This is a genomic window from Xanthobacter pollutisoli (assembly GCF_040044995.1).
In the GTDB taxonomy this organism is placed as follows: domain Bacteria; phylum Pseudomonadota; class Alphaproteobacteria; order Rhizobiales; family Xanthobacteraceae; genus Xanthobacter.
Genome location: NZ_JBDZDP010000001.1, coordinates 411,143 through 427,326, shown reverse-complemented (window position 1 = coordinate 427,326; position 16,184 = coordinate 411,143). Strand labels below are relative to the sequence as shown.

The following is a 16,184-nucleotide window of genomic DNA, read 5'->3' as shown; positions in this document are numbered from 1 at the left end:
CGCCGCGAGGCAAGCCGACTCGTGCTGCACCGCGTCAATCCGACCCGCGCCGGGTCAGGGCAGAAGCGGGGCTATGGTGTTGGGAATCAAGGTGTCGAGGGCGAGGCCCGCGAACAGGATGAGGCCGGCGTCGCGGTTGGATTTGAACACCGCGAGGCAGCGCGCCGGGTCGTCGATGTCGAGCCGAAGCACCTGCCAGCACAAGTGCAGCGCGAAGCCGATCAGGCCGAGCACGGAGAAGACGCCGACGGGAACGGACAGGAGGGCCGCCGCGAACAGGGCGACCACAAAAGCGTAGCAGATGCCCACCGCGAGGGCGCTGGCGCGGCCGAACAGCAAAGCGGTGGAGCGCACGCCGACGATGGCGTCGTCCTCCTTGTCCTGATGGGCATAGATGGTGTCGTAGGCGAACACCCAGAGCACGCAGCCGGCGAACAGCAGCAGGGCGGGATCGGCAATGGTGCGCATGACCGCCGCCCAGCCCATGAGCGCCCCCCAGGAAAAGGCGATGCCGAGGATGAGCTGGGGCACCGAGGTCACGCGCTTCATCAGCGGGTAGACCGCCACCACGCCGAGGGAGGCGAGGCCAGTAACGATGGCGAAATGCGGCAGCGACAGCAGCACCGCGAGGCCGATGAGGGCCTGCAGCACCAGGAAGGCGAATGCTGCCGGCACGCTCACGGCGCCGGAGGCGATGGGCCGGCCGCGCGTGCGCGCCACCTGCCGATCGATCTTGCGGTCGAGGATGTCGTTCCAGGTGCAGCCGGCGCCGCGCATGGCCACTGCGCCGACGGCGAACAGCACTAGCAGCTTCAGATCCGGATGCGGCGCGTCATTGGCGATGGCGGCGAGGGACGTCGACCACCAGCACGGCAGGAGCAGAAGCCAGGACCCGATGGGGCGATCGAGCCGAGCCAGGCGCAAATACGGGCGCAGCGGCGCGGGCGCGACGCGTTCCACCCAATTGCCCCGCGGCGCATCGGCGATCGGCGGGGCGGTCGCCCCTTCGCTCGAACTCAATACGCGAACCTCACTTCAGCGCATTGCCGTTGAGCGTGCCGAAGACGCCGGTATTTTTTTCCGGGTTGATGCTGTAGCCGGTGGTGATGCCCAGCGCGCTGGACATGGAGCCCTGCGGCGGCGGCTTCTGCGCGCCGGCCGGGGCGCCGCCGTTGGCGGCCGCATCGCATACGCGGTTGCGCAGCTCCACCGTCTTCTTGTTGGAGGCCGACGCCTGGTCGATGGCCTGGGCGGGGATCTGGCACCAGTCCTTGTTGTCGGCGAGGAACTTCACCCATTTGGATTCGGCAGCGGCATAGGCGCGGAACAGCGGGCAGAGGACCTGCGGGTCGTTCTGCTTCTTGCCCATGACGGCCTGAAGCGCCTTGCCCTTTTGTTCGAGCTCTCCGCGGATGGAGACGACGTCGCTCTGGCAATCCGCCAGGGCGGCGCCGGCCGAGAGCGCCGTTCCGACCAGTGCGGCCGACATGACGAGCGTCAGTTTCTTCATGAGGCTGTGCCCCTCCTCATTCCACCCCTGCGGAACTCTGCTTGATATACAGACCCCGAAGATGGGGCAATATCGCGGCGGGATCCGCGGAAGCTAGCACACATTCCCTAATGGAATGCATCGGGGCGCTTGACGGGCCCGCTGAGCGCCGGTAGTTTCGCGCAACTTTCGAAAGGGACGGCGCCGACATGCGCAAGATCGTTATTCTTCTCGTAGGGTGGTGCGCCACTTTCCGTCCGGCCTGAGGCCGCGACGAGCGAGGTGGTGCGTGACGAGGGGCCTTCGGGCCCCTTCGTCGTTTCTGGACCTGCTTCTCGACCTTCGTATCCATCGACAGTCCGGCCGCAGCGGCCGCCCGGAGCCCGACGCGCTCCGCAGGGAGTTTCGACCATGACCAAACAGATGACCGGCGCCGAAATGGTGATCCAGGCCTTCGCCGATCAGGGCGTCGAGCACATCTTCGGCTATCCGGGCGGCGCGGTCCTGCCCATCTACGACGCGCTGTTCCACCAGAACCGCATCGAGCACATCCTGGTGCGGCACGAGCAGGCGGCGGTGCATTCGGCCGAGGGTTATGCCCGCTCCTCCGGAAAGGTCGGCGTGGTGCTCGTCACCTCCGGCCCCGGCGCCACCAATGCGGTGACCGGCCTCACCGACGCGCTCATGGATTCGATCCCCATCGTCTGCATCACCGGACAGGTGGCGACCCACCTCATCGGCAATGACGCCTTCCAGGAATGCGACACGGTGGGCATCACCCGCCCCTGCACCAAGCACAATTACCTGGTGCGGGACGTGAACGACCTCGCGCGCGTGCTGCACGAGGCCTTTTACGTCGCCCAGAACGGGCGGCCCGGCCCGGTGGTGGTGGACATCCCCAAGGACGTGCAGTTCGCCACCGGCACCTATGTCGGGCGCGAAAACATCCAGCACAAGACCTACCGCCCGAAGCTGAATGCCGAGGTGCCGCAGATCACCGCTGCGGTGGAGATGCTTGCCGGTGCGAAGAAGCCGATCTTCTACACCGGCGGCGGCGTCATCAATTCCGGCCCGGAGGCGAGCCGCCTGCTGCGCGAATTGGCGCGGCTCACCAACGTGCCCGTCACCTCGACCCTCATGGGCCTCGGTGCCTTCCCGGCGGCCAGCCGCCAGTGGCTGGGCATGCTGGGCATGCATGGGACCTATGAAGCCAACATGGCCATGCACGATTGCGACGTGATGGTGTGCATCGGCGCGCGCTTCGACGACCGCATCACCGGCCGCCTCGATGCCTTCTCGCCGGGCTCGAAGAAGATCCACATCGACATCGATCCCTCGTCCATCAACAAGAACGTCAAGGTGGACCTGCCCATCATCGGCGATTGCACCCGCGTGCTCGCCGACCTCGTCGCCGCCTGGAAGGCCCGCGACCTCAGGCTCGACGCCGGCGCCATGGATGCCTGGTGGTCGCAGATCGACCGCTGGCGGGCACGCAACTGCCTTGCCTATCGGGTGTCCGACGAGATCATCAAGCCGCAGTACGCCATCGAGCGGCTCTACAACCTGACAAAGGACAAGGACGTCTACATCTCCACCGAGGTGGGCCAGCATCAGATGTGGGCGGCGCAGTTCTTCCGCTTCGAGGAGCCGAACCGCTGGATGACCTCCGGCGGCCTCGGCACCATGGGCTACGGCCTGCCCGCCGCCATCGGCGCCCAGAAGGCGCACCCGGACGCGCTGTGCATCGACATCGCGGGCGAGGCCTCCATCCTCATGAACATGCAGGAGATGTCCACCGCGGTGCAGTTCGACCTGCCGGTGAAGATCTTCATCCTGAACAACAAATACATGGGCATGGTGCGCCAGTGGCAGGAACTGCTGCACGGCGGGCGCTACTCCCACTCCTATTCCGAGGCGCTGCCCGACTTCGTGAAGCTGGCCGACGCCTATGGCGGCGTGGGCATCCGCTGCGACAAGCCGGCCGACCTCGATGCGGCCATCGCGGAGATGATCGCCATCAAGCGGCCGGTGATCTTCGACTGCATCGTGGACCAGCAGGAAAACTGCTTCCCCATGATCCCCTCGGGCCGCGCCCACAACGAGATGATCCTCGGCGACATGGCCGTGGACCTCGACGAGGCCATCACCGACGAGGGCAAGATGCTGGTGTGAGGCGACGGACGTCCTGCTCGCTCCGGACCTCTCCCTTTCCTGCCCTTCTCCTCTCCCCTTGCGGAAGAGGGGCCAGGCTGAGGGTGAGGACGGGCGGGTGAAAGGCGGCCGGCTGGCCGAGCCGCGACACACCCCCTCACCCCAACCCTCTCCCGCAAGGGGAGAGGGAGCCTCTTCCCGGCGCCCTCACGCCCATCCATCCGAGACTTCCATGTCCCAGACCCCCGAGCCCACCGAGCGCCACACCCTTTCCGTCCTGGTCGACAACGAGCCGGGCGTGCTGGCCCGCGTCATCGGCCTGTTCTCCGGCCGCGGCTACAACATCGACAGCCTGACGGTGTCGGAGGTGAGCCACGAGGGCCACCTCTCGCGCATCACCATCGTCACCACCGGCACGCCCATGGTGATCGAGCAGATCAAGAACCAGCTCGACCGCCTGGTGCCCGTTCACCGGGTGCGCGACCTCACCGTGGAATCGAGCGGTCTGGAGCGCGAGCTCGCCATGGTGAAGGTGCGCGGCGTGGGCGAGGCCCGCGGCGAGGCCCTGCGGCTGGCCGAGGCCTTCCGCGCCCGCGTCATCGACGCCACCCGCGAGAGCTTCGTGTTCGAGATCACCGGCAAGAGCGACAAGATCGACCAGTTCGCCTGGCTCATGGAGCCCCTCGGCCTGGTGGAGGTGGCGCGCACCGGCGTGGTCGCCATCTCCCGCGGACCGGAGGCCATGTGAGGACCGTGGCCTGACCATGTGACCGATCGGAAACAGGCGTTCACCGGCAGGGGTGCCGGGCGAAACGCCTGTTTTCATTTGCCGCGATCCGGTGCAAAGGAGCCGCGGCCATCACCCAATTCAAGACAACGCCCATAAGGAGACAATGATGCGCGTTTATTACGACAGCGATGCCGACCTGAACCTCATCAAGGGCAAGAAGGTCGCCATCGTCGGCTACGGCAGCCAGGGCCATGCCCATGCGCTCAACCTGCGCGACAGCGGCGTGAAGGAAGTGGCGGTCGCGCTGCGTCCGGGCTCCGCCACCGCCAAGAAGGCCGAGGCCGAGGGCTTCAAGGTGATGAGCGCCGCCGACGCCGCCAAGTGGGCCGACGTGGTGATGATGCTCACCCCCGACGAGCTGCAGGGCGACATCTATCGCGACAGCCTCGCCGACAACATGAAGCACGGCGCGGCGCTGCTGTTCGCCCACGGCCTCAACGTGCACTTCAACCTGATCGAGCCGCGCAAGGACCTCGACGTGCTGATGGTGGCCCCGAAGGGCCCCGGCCACACCGTGCGCTCCGAGTACCAGCGCGGCGGCGGCGTACCGACCCTCATCGCCATCGCCCAGGACGCCTCGGGCAACGCCCATGACCTCGGCCTCAGCTATGCGTCCGCCATCGGCGGCGGCCGCGCCGGCGTCATCGAGACCACCTTCAAGGAAGAGTGCGAGACCGACCTCTTCGGCGAGCAGGTGGTGCTGTGCGGCGGCCTCGTGGAGCTGATCCGCGCCGGCTTCGAGACCCTGGTGGAAGCCGGCTACGCCCCGGAGATGGCCTATTTCGAGTGCCTGCACGAGGTGAAGCTCATCGTCGACCTCATCTATGAGGGCGGCATCGCCAACATGAACTATTCCATCTCCAACACCGCGGAATATGGCGAATACGTCACCGGCCCGCGCATCATCACGCCCGAGACCAAGGCCGAGATGAAGCGCGTGCTGAACGACATCCAGTCCGGCAAGTTTACCCGCGACTGGATGCTGGAGAACAAGGTCAACCAGGCCTCCTTCAAGGCAACCCGCGCCCGCGCCAACGCCCATCCCATCGAGGAAGTCGGCGAGAAGCTGCGCGCCATGATGCCCTGGATCAAGGCCAAGGCGCTGGTGGACAAGACGAAGAACTGATCCTCAGACTCTGAGGCAGGCCCCGGAGCGGCAATCACTGCTCCGGGGCTTTTTTGTTCGCGCTAGCTGCCGCCCACGGCTCCCCTCTCAGTCCACGATCCGCGCCTGGATGGTCAGGATGTCCCAGGCCGGCGCCTCGGGCGGGTTGGCGTAGGTGGTGGCGAAGGTGCCGCGGGCGCCGTCCGCCGCGACGGTCCGGCGCGGCTGCCCGCCGATCTCCGCGCCGTGGACCTGGATGAGGATGGCCGGGTCCGTCGACGAGCCATTGGCGATGGCGAGGCCGTCGCCATCCTTGGCGACGAAGGCATCCACCGCGCCCGCCGCGAACCTCTTCTCCACCGCCCGCGCCACCGGTGCTGCCCCCTCGGGCAGGCCGAAGCGTTGGCGGACGATCGCGCCGCGCAGCACGCCCGCCAGCTCCCACACCGCCTGCTCGCACAAAGGGAGCGCCGCGCCCAGCGCCAGCACGGTGGCGACGACGGTGAAGCGAGTCATCTGGTCGGCATAGAGCTGGTACTGGCGGAACGGCGCCCCATCGAGGCGGGCGAACACCTCGGGCAGCCAGTCGTCCGACGCCACGAGGCGGCCCATGAGATCGCGGCCGATCATCAATATCTCGCGCGGATCATCCGCCAGCTCTACCATGGACTGGATATCCCAGCTGAAGCGGCGGAGCGGCTCGGGGGCGGCAGGGGTCTCCGCCGGGGGGGCGGACGCCGTCTCAGTGGTCATGATCGTGGTCGTGGTCGTCGTGATCGTGGTCGTCATGATCGTCGCTGTCTTGGTCGTGGCTGTCTTGGTCGTGGCTCTCTTGGGCCGCCGCGGCCGGCGGCTTCTTCTTCAGCGATTGGGTCAGCACGTCGCCGGCGGCGATGATGCCCACGTCATCCACGCCGTGGCCCAACTCCGGGCGGCGCATGCTCTTGGCGGCGATGCCGAGGGCCTTCAGGCGGTCGCGGGTGGCGATCATCTGTGCCGCGGGAACCACCGCGTCCGCCTCGCCATGGATGAACACCACGGGCGGGCGGGCCGTGACGGCCTCGGCGGCGGGATCGTCCTCCGGCAGCGCGCCGCCGAAAGAGATCACCACGGCCGGCGCATTGGGCCGGCGCAGTCCGGCGTGCAGCGCCAGCATGGCGCCCTGCGAGAAGCCGACGAGGGCGAGGTGATGGTCGGGCAGGCGCCGCGCCGCCAGCATCTCCGCGAGGAACGCCTCCAGCTTCGGCCCCACCGCGGCGAGCCCCGCGGAGATCGCCTCCGGCGTCATTGGGTCATCGGGAAACCAGCGCCGGCCGCCGCCCTCGGTAACAAACGGGGCTTCGGCGGCGAGGAAATCGGCCTTGGGCAGCTCCGGCGCCCAGTTGAGGGCGAGGTTGATGACATCCTGCCCGCACGCGCCTTCCTCGTGCAGCAGCACCACCAGGAAGGCCGGCTTGCCGCAGGAGAGGGCCGAGATCATCGGGCCGGCGGAGATGGCGCCATCCCGCGCGGGGGCGTCGTCGGCGGCGGGGAGAGGGGCGGCAAGGCTCGTCATGGCCGCCTTACGCCCCATGCCGGTGCACGGCCGCACCATGGCGCATGCCGTGTCGGATATGCGACGCGCCGGCGCAGGCGCCGTGCGGCGCGAAAAAGATCAAGTCAGCCAAGGTCTTGCCCTCGTCCCACCGCGTCCCCGGCGCCCACACCTGCCGGCGCGCTCCCGCGTGAGGGAGCGCGCCGGCGAACGGAGCAAGAATGGGGCCGCGCCGCGAGGGCCGGCTCAGTTGGCCTTCTTCTCGCCGCGTGCGGCGATGACCGCGGGGCAGGCGCTGTCGGCGAGGGAGCGGAACGCCTCGTCGCCGGGCAGGGTGGCAACCAGCTTGTAGAGGTCCCACTCGCCCTTTGAGGCGTCGGGCGCCTTCACTTCGAACACGTAGAAGTCGTGCACCATGCGGCCGTCCTCGCGGAGCCTGGCGTTGCGCACCACGTCGTCCTTGATGGGCAGCTCGCCCATCTTCTTCACCACCGTCTCGGCATCCTTGCTCTTCGCCGCCGCCACCGACTTCAGATAATGCAGGACGGAGGAATAGACGCCGGCGTGGATGGCGGAGGGCACCTTGCCGTTCTGCGCCTTGAAACGCTCGGAAAAGGCGCGTGTGCCGTCGTCGAGGTCCCAGTAGAAGCCCTCGGAGAGCAGAGTGCCCTGGGCGACGGGCAGGCCCACGCTCTTCACGTCCAGCGCGGTGAGGAAGAAGGCCACCAGCTTCTGCTTGGAGGTGGTGATGCCGAATTCGCGCGCCGTCTTGATGCCCTGCACCGTGTCGTTGCCGGCATTGGCGAGGGCGATGATGTCCGCGCCGGAGCCCTGGGCCGTCAGCAGCGGCGAGGAGAGGTCCACCGCCGGGAAGGGATGGCGCACGGAGCCGAGCACCTTGCCGCCCTTCTTGCCCACCACCGTCTTGGCATCGGCTTCCAGCTGCTGGCCGAGGGCGTAGTCCGCCGTGACGAGGTACCACGACGTGCCCGGCTGGGTGAGGCGGTTGGCGATGCCGGCCACCTGCACGTAGGTGTCCCACATCCACTGCACCACATGGCCGGGCTGGCAGGCATCGCCGGTGAGGCGGGCGGTGCCGCCGGGGAAGAGGGCAACGCGGTTCTTCTCCTTCACCAGCGGCGCGATGGCGAGCTGGATGGAGGCGTTGGACATGTCGGCGAGGACGTCCACGCCCTCCTGGTCGATCCACTTGCGCGCGGTGGCCGAGGCGATGTCCGCCTTGTTCTGGTGGTCGGCCGAGATCATCTCGATCTTCATGCCGGCGCATTCGGCCTTCAGGCAGTCGTCGATGGCCATCTGCGCGGCGATCAGCGAGCCCTTGCCGGTGATGTCGGAATAGACGCCCGACATGTCGGTGAGCACACCCACCTTCACCGGGCCGGAGCCTTGCGCCGCTGCCGGGGACAGGCCCGCCGCCAGCGTCACCGCGAGCGCGGCTCCCGCAATCCTTACCTTCATGACTTCCTCCCGTTGGTTCGTTCGGTCCGCTCGGCTTTTACCAATGCACCATGGGCAGGCCCGCCACCGGCGAGCGGAAGAGCGGAATGCGGGTGCCGCGCAGGCTGCCCACATAAACCGTCTTGAGGTCCGGTCCGCCGAAGGTGACGCTGGCGAACCAGGGCGCGATGGTGCCGCCGCAGGCCAGCATCAGCTCCGGCGTCACGGCATCCTGCTCCAGCGCCGCCATCAGCGCCTTGCCGGCGGCGCTGCCCTTGTCGTCGTCGAGAATGATGCGCAGGTCGCCCTGCGGCGTGATGGCGAAGATGCGATCCGTCATCACGTGGGTGCCCCACAGATTGCCATAGGCGTCGAAGGCGATGCCGTCGATGAAGGCGCCGTGGTCCGAGGGGCCGAAGGTCTCGCGGTCCACGAGGTCGCCATTGGGCAGGGCGCGCAGGCGCGTCACCTTCTTGCCGCCGGTCTCCACCACATAGAGCCACTCCTCCTTCGCATCGAAGCGGATCTCGTTGGTGAAGCAGAAGCCGTCGGCGACGATGCGCAGACGGCCCTCGTCATAGAGCGCCACATAGCCGTCCGACACGCTCGGGCTCATGGCCCGCATCCAGTTCTTGATGCGGGTGGAGATGGTGAGCCAGATGCGGTCACGGCTGTCGCGCAGCACGAAATTGACCTTGCCGATAGGGGCGCCGTCGAGGGTGTCCGCGAGCACATGGCTGCGCCCGTCGCGGGTCATCACCTCCAGCCGGTCGGTGCCGAAATTGGAGATGAGGATGTCGCCATTGCGGGCGAAGGCGAGGCCGTTGGGCAGCGTGCCGGAGACGAACCGCGTCTCCTCGTCGGTGGCCGAGGCGAAATGAGTCTCCTCGGTCTGGGCGATGAGGGTCTGCGTGCCGTCCGGGCGGATGTGCACCACCCCGCCGCGCGCATCCGCGCTCCACAGGGAGCCGTCGCGCTCGGCGAGGATGCATTCGGGCCGCTGGAGCCCCTCGCCCACATAGGAGAGGGCCGCGGGATCGACCTCGAAGCCGTCGATGGGGTTGGGCGCTGCCATGGCGTTCCTCAGTCTGTCAGAAGCTCACCTTGTCGGCGCCCTTGAGGCCGAGGGTGGCGCGGGCCTCGTCCGGGGTGGCGATCTCGTGGCCGAGCTCCTCCAGGATACGGCGGATCTTCGCCACCTGCTCGGCATTGGAGGAGGCGAGCTTGCCGCGGCCGATGAACAGGCTGTCCTCCAGCCCCACCCGCACATTGCCGCCCATCATGGCCGACTGCGTCGCGAACGGCATCTGGTGGCGGCCGGCGGCGAGCACCGAGAAGTAGTAATCCTTGCCGAACAGCTTGTCGGCGGTGCGCTTCATGAACATCAGATTGTCCATGTCCGGGCCGATGCCGCCGAGAATGCCGAAGATGAGCTGCAGGAACACCGGCGGCTTGAACCAGCCCTGATCGAGGCAGTGGGCGAGATTGTAGAGGTGGCCCACGTCGTAGCATTCATGCTCGAACTTGGTGCCGTGCTCCTCGCCCAGCATCTTGTAGATCCGCTCGATGTCGCCGAACGTGTTGCGGAAGATGAAGTCCTTGGTGCCGGTGAGGTAGGGCTCCTCCCACTCGTGCTTCCAGTTGGAATAGCGCTTGGCGAGGGGATGCAGCGCGAAGTTCATGGAGCCCATGTTCAGCGAGCACATTTCCGGCGCGGCCTTCAGCGGCGCGGCGAGGCGATCCTCCACCGTCATGTTGAGGCCGCCGCCGGTGGTGATGTTGATCACCGCGTCGGTCGCCTGCTTGATGCGGGGCAGGAATTCCATGAACACCGCCGGATCGGGCGTCGGGCGGCCGTCCTTCGGATCGCGGGCATGCAGGTGCAGGATGGCGGCGCCGGCCTCCGCCGCGGCGATGGCCTGCTCGGCGATCTCGTTGGGCGTGATGGGCAGCGCATCGGACATGGTGGGCGTGTGGATGCCGCCCGTCACCGCGCAGGTGATGATGACCTTGCTCAAGACATGTCTCCGGGAAAAGAGGCGTTCAATCGGGAAGGATGGCGACGGCGCGCGTCCAGCCGGCGGAGGCGGCGCGCACCTTCACGGGAAAGCAGCTGACGGTGAAGCCGGTGGCGGGAAGGGCTTCGAGATTGTGCAGCTTCTCGATCTGGCAATAGCCCTTCTCGCGTCCCGCCTTGTGGCCTTCCCAGATGAGGGAAGCGTCGCCCGTTTCGGCAAAGCGGCGGGCGGTGAAGGAGAAGGGGGCATCCCAGCTCCAGCCGTCCGTTCCGACGACGCGCACCCCCAGATTCACGAGGTGCAGCGTCGCATCGCGGCCGAAGCCGCAGCCCTTGTCGATATAGTCGGGCTGGCCGTAGGCGAGGCCGGCGGCGGTGTTCACCACCACGATGTCGAGGGGGCTCAAGGTGTGGCCGATGCGGGCGAGCTCCGCGTCGATCTCGGCCGGGGACACCACATGGCCGTCCGGCAGGTGGCGGAAGTCGAGCTTCACGCCGGGACGGAAGCACCAGTCGAGGGGAATCTCGTCGATGGTGATGGCCCGCGCGCCGCCATCCATGGTTGGATGGTAGTGCCAGGGGGCGTCCACATGGGTGCCGTTGTGGGTGGAGATGTGGGCCGTCTCGACCGCCCAGCCCATGCGGTCGGGAAGCTGCTCGGACGTCAATCCGGGAAAGGCCGTGCACAGAGTTGCGGCGGTCTGCGCATGGGTGGAATACTCGATGCGTACCCGCTGGAAGGGCGGGTCCGCGGGCACGTCGTTTTCCAGCGGAATCGAAATGTCGATGAATCGGGGCACTGTCTCGGCTTCCTCCCGGCGCGGCGCGATCCTGCCTGTTTTGTACAGTCGTATATGTTATTGTACGCTTGTACAAGATGCCGCGAGCGGCCATCGGCGCGCTTGATGCAGCGGCTGGCGCCGCGGCCGGTGCGAGGCTAGAACGAGTCCATGGAGACGACGAGGCAAAAGTCCCCCGGCACGGCGCGACAGACGGCGCCGGCGCGGGCGAAGAGGGCGCGGCGCTCGGCCGTGGCTCCCGGTGAACTGCAGCGCCCCGACCGGCGGCAGGACATCCTGACGAGCGCGGAATATCTCTTCGCGGAGCGCGGCTATTCCGCCGTATCGGTGCGCGACATCGCCGCCCGCGCCGGCGTGCCGGTGGCTCTGGTGGGCTATTATTTCGGCCGCAAGCCCGAGCTCCTCGCCACCGTTTTCGAGCATCGCCAGGCCAATCTGGACGAGCGCATTTCCCGCATCCGCGAGGTGGGCGCGCGCGGGCCGGGGCCGGGACGGGTGGAGGAGATCGTGGTGGCCTGGGCCGAGCCGGTGGTGCGCCTGCACGGGTCGGCGAGCGGCGACAGCTTCTCCCTCCTGGTCGCCCGCACCGCCTGGGATCCGGGACCGGAGGCGACGCAGATCATCGAGCGCTTCTACGACCCGCTGGTCCGGGCCTTTGTGGACGCCATGGCCATCGCCTTGCCGGGATGCCCGCCGGACCGCCTGCTGTGGGCCTATGAATATGCCGTGGGCGCGCTGTTGATGTACGTGGCCGACAAGCGCATCGAGCGCCTGTCGGACGGCCGGGCCACGGCAGGCGATCCGGACCTGTTCGACGATTTCGTGCGCTTTGTCGCCGCCGGATTTACCGCCCTCTGCCGCTCGGCCTGAGCGGGCAAAGACGGTCACCGAACCCGCCTCGAAATTCCGCCCCATAAGCGTCGACTTGGCGGAAGAATGTCGCACTGCGACAATTCCGGGGATTATCGGGCAGATTCTGCCAACTGCCATTATATCATTTAAAAGCAATATATTATCGCCATGTTGCACCTGCAAAGCTGGTGCATTGACACGTTGCGACGAGAAAAATAGCGTTTGTCGGACAAAGCGGCTTTTCGCTTCTGAGCCTCGGGCGCCATGGAACGCTTCGACCGCATCAAGGTCCCTTCAGCCTACGAGATGGTGGCTGACGCCATCGAGGCGGAGATCGTCTCGGGCCGCCTGCGGCCGGGTGACGAGATCGGCACCGAGGCGGCGCTGGTGCGGCAGTTCGGGGTCAACCGTTCCACCGTGCGCGAGGGCATCCGCGTGCTGGAACAGGGCGGCCTGGTGCGGCGGGAAGCGAGCCGCAAGCTGTTCGTCTGCGAGCCGCGCGCCGGCGGCCTGTCCACCCGGATCAGCCGGGCGCTGGTGCTACAGGACGTGACTTTCCGCGAATTGTTCGACACCGCCATGGTGCTCGAAGTGGGCTCGGTCGAGGGCGCGGTCGTCCATGCGGATGCGGAGATGCTGGCCGCGCTGGAGGACAATCAGGAGCGCCTGGAAGCGGCGGTGAACAATCCCGTCGTCATCGCGGAGCTGGATTCGGAGTTTCACGCGTTGCTCGCCCGCGCGTGCGGCAACCTCGTGCTGGAGATGGCGCGCGAGCCTGCCGCCCTCCTGTTCTTTCCGTCCACGGAGATGATCTGCCGTCGGGTGCCGGAGGGCGCAGGGCGCATGGCGCAGGCGCACCGCCACATCATCGACGCCATCAAGGCCCGCGACCTCGATCTCGCCCGCACCTGGATGCGCCGGCATCTGGTGGACTGGCGCAAGGGCTTCGTGCGGGCGGGACGCGAGATCGACCAGCCGGTGGAGCGCATCTTCGCGCGCTACGCTCTGAGCAAGTCGCAGAGCTGAGAACAAGTAAAGCCAAGATGATCGCCGGAGAAACCGGCGACTTTGGAGGGAGTGCCTTGGAACACGTCATCTTGGTCCATCGGGCCGGGGACCGCGCGTGCGCCGGCCTGCGGCCGGGGGAGGGGGCATGAGCATCGCTCCTGCCGCGTCCTCTCCCGCCGCCGCGCCCGGCGCCGCTGCCCATCTCGCTCCCGCCCATCTCGCGGTGGAAGGCCTCGGCCTGTGGTTCGGCGGGCTGAAGGCGCTCACCGACGTGTCGTTCGAGGTGAAGCCCGGCACCATCACCGCCCTCATTGGCCCCAACGGCGCGGGCAAGACCTCGCTCTTCAACTGCATCTCCGGCTTCTACCGCCCGCGCGCCGGTTCCATCCGCCTCGACGGCGCCGACATCACCCGCACCCATCCGCCGGAGCGGGCGAAGGCGGGGCTGGCCCGCACCTTCCAGAACATCGCGCTCTTCAAGGGCATGACCGTGCTCGACAACATCAAGCTCGGCCGGCACGCCCACATGAAGACCAACTTGTTGCAGGCGCTGACTTATTGGGGCGCGGCCCGGGCCGAGGAGATGGAGCTGCGCGCCGAGGTGGAGCGGCAGATCATCGATTTCCTGGAGATCGACCACATCCGCAACAAGCCGGTCGCCTCGCTCTCCTACGGCCTGCAGAAGCGGGTGGAACTCGCCCGCGCGCTCGCCATGCGCCCGCGCCTTTTGATGCTGGACGAGCCCGTCGCCGGCATGAACCGCGAAGAGACCGAGGACATGGCCCGCTTCATCCTCGACGTGAAGGAGGAGTGGGGCATCTCCATCCTCATGGTGGAGCACGACATGGGGATGGTGATGGACATCTCCGACCATGTGGTGGTGCTCAATTTCGGCAAGGTCATCGCCCAGGGGCTGCCCGCCGAGGTGCAGCGCAATAGCGAGGTCGCCGCCGCCTATCTCGGCTCGGGCGATCCGGCGGAGCTGATGCGGCGTCTCTCCGGCGTGGGGGAGGCCGCCTGATGGATTGGCTCTTCTTCACCGAGGTGACGCTGGCGGGGCTCGGCTCCGGCGCGCTCCTGTCGCTCACCGCTTTGTCCTTCGTGCTGATCTACAAGGCGACGCGCGTCATCAACCTCGCAGTGGGCGAGATATTGATGCTGGGCGGCTATCTCTTCTTCGCCTTCGTCACGGCTCTGGGCCTTTCCACCTGGCTCGCCATCCCCCTCGCCATCGCCGGCGGCGGGCTGTTCGGGATGGTGGTGGAGCGCACGCTCATCCGGCCCATGCTGGGGGAAAGCTCCATCTCGGTGCTGATGCTCACGGTGGGGCTCGGCTCCGTGCTCATCGGCGCCGTCGAGCTGATCTGGAACACCGATCCGCGGGCCCTGCCGGACTTCATGGGGCAGACGCCGGTGTTCATCGGCGAGGCCTATGTCTCGCGCAAGATCGCCATCGGCTTCGTCGTGGCGGCCATCGTGATCGCCCTGTTCCTGCTGCTGTTCCGCTTCTGGCGCGGCGGCGTTGCCCTGCGTGCCACGGCGACCGACCAGGCGGCGGCCTATTCCTGCGGCATCAACGTGCCGGCGGTGTTCTCTTTGGCCTGGATCGTCGCCTGCGCCACCGCGGCGGGGGCGGGGCTTCTGGTGGGGGCCATCGGCGGCATTTCGCCCACCATGGGCGTGTTCGGCCTCTCGGCGCTGGTGGTGGTCATCATCGGCGGGCTGGACAGCGTGCTCGGCGCGCTCGTCGGCGGCATCCTCATCGGCCTCGTGGAGGCCTGGGCCGGCACCTTCCTCGGCGGCGAGTACAAGCTTGTCACCACCTTCTCCCTTCTCATCGCGGCGCTGATGATCCGGCCCTACGGCCTGTTCGGCACCGTCGAGATCGAGCGGCTCTGATGCGCATCGCAACCGCCAAGGAAACCTACATCGCCGACGAGGGCCTGCTCGTCACCGCCACCCAGCGGGCGTGGATGGGCGTGCTCATCGCCATGCTGGTGCTCGCGCCCTTCGTGCTGAACCAATACTGGCTTTATCTCGCCTGCCTCGTCGCCATCAACGTGGCGAGCGCCACCGGGCTCAACATCCTCACCGGCTATACCGGCCTCGTGAGCCTCGGGCAGGCGGCCTTCATGGCGGTGGGGGCCTATGCGGTGGCCTTTCTCGAAGGCGCGCTGGGCACGCCCTTCCTCCTCAACATCCTGGCCGCCGGCTTCGTCGCCGCCTTCGTGGGTGTGCTGGTGGGCATCCCGAGCCTGAGGGTGAAGGGGCTGTACCTCGCCATCGCCACCATCGCCGCCTCCTTCATCCTGCATTTCGTCTTCACCCACTGGGTGTCGGTCACGGGCGGCGTGCGCGGCATCAACGTGGCCCCGGCGCGTCTCTTAGGGCTGGAGCTGGCGAGCCCGTTCGCGCTCTATTTCGTCATCGTGCCCATCACCTGCCTGATGGTGCTGGGCGCGGCGAACCTGTTCCGCACCCGCATCGGCCGCGCCTTCATCGCCATCCGAGACCGGGACATCTCGGCCGAGGTGCTGGGCATTCCTTTGCTGCGCTACAAGCTCATGAGCTTCGCGTTGTCCTCCTTCTATGCCGGGGTGGCGGGCGGCATGTGGGCCTATTTCTTCCGCGTGGTGACGCCGGAAAGCTTTCCCTTCGCCACCTCCATCTTCTTCCTCGCGGCGGTGATCGTGGGCGGGCTCGGCACCATTCTCGGCCCGGTGCTGGGCGCGGCCTTCATGACGCTGGTGCCGGAACTGCTGAAATACGTGGTGGAGTGGCTCGGCCCGGTCTTCCCCAATGCCGGCGCCGCACTCTCGCCGGTGCGCACCATCGTGTTCGGCGCACTCATCATCCTGTTCCTGGTGTTCGAGCCGCACGGGCTTGCGGAGATGGTGCGGCGCGTCCGCCGCTTCTTCCATTTGTGGCCGTTCAGGACGTGAATAAAGAAAAACGGAAGTAAAAAGATCCAAGGAAGGAA

Annotated in this window: 16 protein-coding genes; 8 read left to right on the top strand and 8 right to left on the bottom strand. The window is 67.3% G+C overall.

Annotated elements, in window-relative coordinates:
* Positions 1-54: 54 nt before the first annotated feature.
* On the bottom strand, positions 55-1,020 hold the full coding sequence (ubiA, locus tag ABLE93_RS02025) for a 4-hydroxybenzoate octaprenyltransferase (protein ID WP_348837587.1): 966 nt from the start codon (positions 1,018-1,020) through the stop codon (positions 55-57).
* A gap of 10 nt (positions 1,021-1,030) precedes the next feature.
* Positions 1,031-1,510, bottom strand: coding sequence for a hypothetical protein (locus ABLE93_RS02020; RefSeq protein ID WP_348837586.1), 480 nt, complete (start codon positions 1,508-1,510; stop codon positions 1,031-1,033).
* 390 nt (positions 1,511-1,900) lie between these two features.
* Between ABLE93_RS02020 and ABLE93_RS02015 the strand changes: the two genes are divergently transcribed.
* The 3 genes from ABLE93_RS02015 (at position 1,901) to ilvC (ending at position 5,556) form a co-directional block, all read left to right on the top strand.
* Positions 1,901-3,661, top strand: coding sequence for an acetolactate synthase 3 large subunit (locus ABLE93_RS02015; RefSeq protein ID WP_348837584.1), 1,761 nt, complete (start codon positions 1,901-1,903; stop codon positions 3,659-3,661).
* A gap of 211 nt (positions 3,662-3,872) precedes the next feature.
* A complete protein-coding gene (ilvN, locus tag ABLE93_RS02010; RefSeq protein ID WP_348837582.1) occupies positions 3,873-4,388 on the top strand; it encodes an acetolactate synthase small subunit in 516 nt (171 codons plus the stop codon).
* A 118-nt stretch (positions 4,389-4,506) separates the two neighbouring features.
* Positions 4,507-5,556 (top strand): ketol-acid reductoisomerase, encoded by a 1,050-nt coding sequence (ilvC, locus tag ABLE93_RS02005; RefSeq protein ID WP_348838461.1) that lies wholly within the window; start codon positions 4,507-4,509, stop codon positions 5,554-5,556.
* 87 nt (positions 5,557-5,643) lie between these two features.
* Here the strand turns inward: ilvC and ABLE93_RS02000 are convergent, their stop codons facing one another.
* The 6 genes from ABLE93_RS02000 to ABLE93_RS01975 all read right to left on the bottom strand — a co-directional run bounded on the left by ABLE93_RS02000 (position 5,644) and on the right by ABLE93_RS01975 (position 11,344).
* Entirely contained in the window at positions 5,644-6,288 is a 645-nt protein-coding gene (locus ABLE93_RS02000; protein WP_348837581.1) for a cysteine dioxygenase family protein, read from the bottom strand.
* Complete coding sequence (locus tag ABLE93_RS01995) at positions 6,278-7,129, bottom strand: alpha/beta hydrolase (RefSeq protein ID WP_348837580.1); 852 nt, start codon at positions 7,127-7,129, stop codon at positions 6,278-6,280. The genes ABLE93_RS02000 and ABLE93_RS01995 overlap by 11 nt, the downstream gene beginning before the upstream one ends.
* Positions 7,130-7,315: 186 nt before the next feature.
* Positions 7,316-8,548, bottom strand: a complete 1,233-nt coding sequence (locus tag ABLE93_RS01990) for an ABC transporter substrate-binding protein (RefSeq protein WP_348837579.1) — start codon at positions 8,546-8,548, stop codon at positions 7,316-7,318.
* A gap of 37 nt (positions 8,549-8,585) precedes the next feature.
* Positions 8,586-9,602 carry an SMP-30/gluconolactonase/LRE family protein gene (locus ABLE93_RS01985; protein ID WP_348837577.1) on the bottom strand — a complete coding sequence of 339 codons (1,017 nt, stop codon included), beginning with the start codon at positions 9,600-9,602 and terminating at the stop codon, positions 8,586-8,588.
* A 16-nt stretch (positions 9,603-9,618) separates the two neighbouring features.
* Entirely contained in the window at positions 9,619-10,545 is a 927-nt protein-coding gene (gene kce / locus ABLE93_RS01980; protein WP_348837576.1) for a 3,5-dioxohexanoate:acetyl-CoA acetone transferase, read from the bottom strand.
* Between the two features lie 25 nt (positions 10,546-10,570).
* Positions 10,571-11,344, bottom strand: a complete 774-nt coding sequence (locus ABLE93_RS01975) for a cyclase family protein (RefSeq protein ID WP_348837575.1) — start codon at positions 11,342-11,344, stop codon at positions 10,571-10,573.
* A 231-nt stretch (positions 11,345-11,575) separates the two neighbouring features.
* On the opposite strand from ABLE93_RS01975, the gene ABLE93_RS01970 reads away from it, so the two are divergent.
* The 5 genes from ABLE93_RS01970 (at position 11,576) to ABLE93_RS01950 (ending at position 16,146) form a co-directional block, all read left to right on the top strand.
* Positions 11,576-12,214: a TetR/AcrR family transcriptional regulator gene (locus tag ABLE93_RS01970; protein WP_348837574.1), complete on the top strand. Its 639-nt coding sequence runs from the start codon at positions 11,576-11,578 to the stop codon at positions 12,212-12,214.
* Positions 12,215-12,460: 246 nt separating this feature from the next.
* Positions 12,461-13,222, top strand: coding sequence for a FadR/GntR family transcriptional regulator (locus ABLE93_RS01965; RefSeq protein ID WP_348837572.1), 762 nt, complete (start codon positions 12,461-12,463; stop codon positions 13,220-13,222).
* A 127-nt stretch (positions 13,223-13,349) separates the two neighbouring features.
* Complete coding sequence (locus ABLE93_RS01960; protein ID WP_348837571.1) at positions 13,350-14,225, top strand: ABC transporter ATP-binding protein; 876 nt, start codon at positions 13,350-13,352, stop codon at positions 14,223-14,225.
* Positions 14,225-15,103 (top strand): branched-chain amino acid ABC transporter permease, encoded by an 879-nt coding sequence (locus ABLE93_RS01955; RefSeq protein ID WP_348837570.1) that lies wholly within the window; start codon positions 14,225-14,227, stop codon positions 15,101-15,103. Before ABLE93_RS01960 ends, ABLE93_RS01955 begins: the two co-directional genes overlap by 1 nt.
* A complete protein-coding gene (locus ABLE93_RS01950) occupies positions 15,103-16,146 on the top strand; it encodes a branched-chain amino acid ABC transporter permease (RefSeq protein WP_348837569.1) in 1,044 nt (347 codons plus the stop codon). Before ABLE93_RS01955 ends, ABLE93_RS01950 begins: the two co-directional genes overlap by 1 nt.
* Positions 16,147-16,184 lie beyond the last annotated feature (38 nt).

What these genes read in the sequence shown, in the direction of transcription:
- ABLE93_RS01955 (WP_348837570.1), top strand. Translation starts at nt 14,225, where the DNA reads ATGGATTGGCTCTTCTTCACCGAGGTGACGCTGGCGGGGCTCGGCTCC.
- ABLE93_RS01950 (WP_348837569.1), top strand. Translation starts at nt 15,103, where the DNA reads ATGCGCATCGCAACCGCCAAGGAAACCTACATCGCCGACGAGGGCCTG.
- ABLE93_RS01990 (WP_348837579.1), bottom strand. Translation starts at nt 8,548, where the DNA reads ATGAAGGTAAGGATTGCGGGAGCCGCGCTCGCGGTGACGCTGGCGGCG.
- ABLE93_RS02020 (WP_348837586.1), bottom strand. Translation starts at nt 1,510, where the DNA reads ATGAAGAAACTGACGCTCGTCATGTCGGCCGCACTGGTCGGAACGGCG.
- ABLE93_RS01960 (WP_348837571.1), top strand. Translation starts at nt 13,350, where the DNA reads ATGAGCATCGCTCCTGCCGCGTCCTCTCCCGCCGCCGCGCCCGGCGCC.
- ABLE93_RS02015 (WP_348837584.1), top strand. Translation starts at nt 1,901, where the DNA reads ATGACCAAACAGATGACCGGCGCCGAAATGGTGATCCAGGCCTTCGCC.
- ilvN (WP_348837582.1), top strand. Translation starts at nt 3,873, where the DNA reads ATGTCCCAGACCCCCGAGCCCACCGAGCGCCACACCCTTTCCGTCCTG.
- ABLE93_RS01995 (WP_348837580.1), bottom strand. Translation starts at nt 7,129, where the DNA reads ATGGTGCGGCCGTGCACCGGCATGGGGCGTAAGGCGGCCATGACGAGC.
- ABLE93_RS01965 (WP_348837572.1), top strand. Translation starts at nt 12,461, where the DNA reads ATGGAACGCTTCGACCGCATCAAGGTCCCTTCAGCCTACGAGATGGTG.
- ABLE93_RS02000 (WP_348837581.1), bottom strand. Translation starts at nt 6,288, where the DNA reads ATGACCACTGAGACGGCGTCCGCCCCCCCGGCGGAGACCCCTGCCGCC.
- ABLE93_RS01985 (WP_348837577.1), bottom strand. Translation starts at nt 9,602, where the DNA reads ATGGCAGCGCCCAACCCCATCGACGGCTTCGAGGTCGATCCCGCGGCC.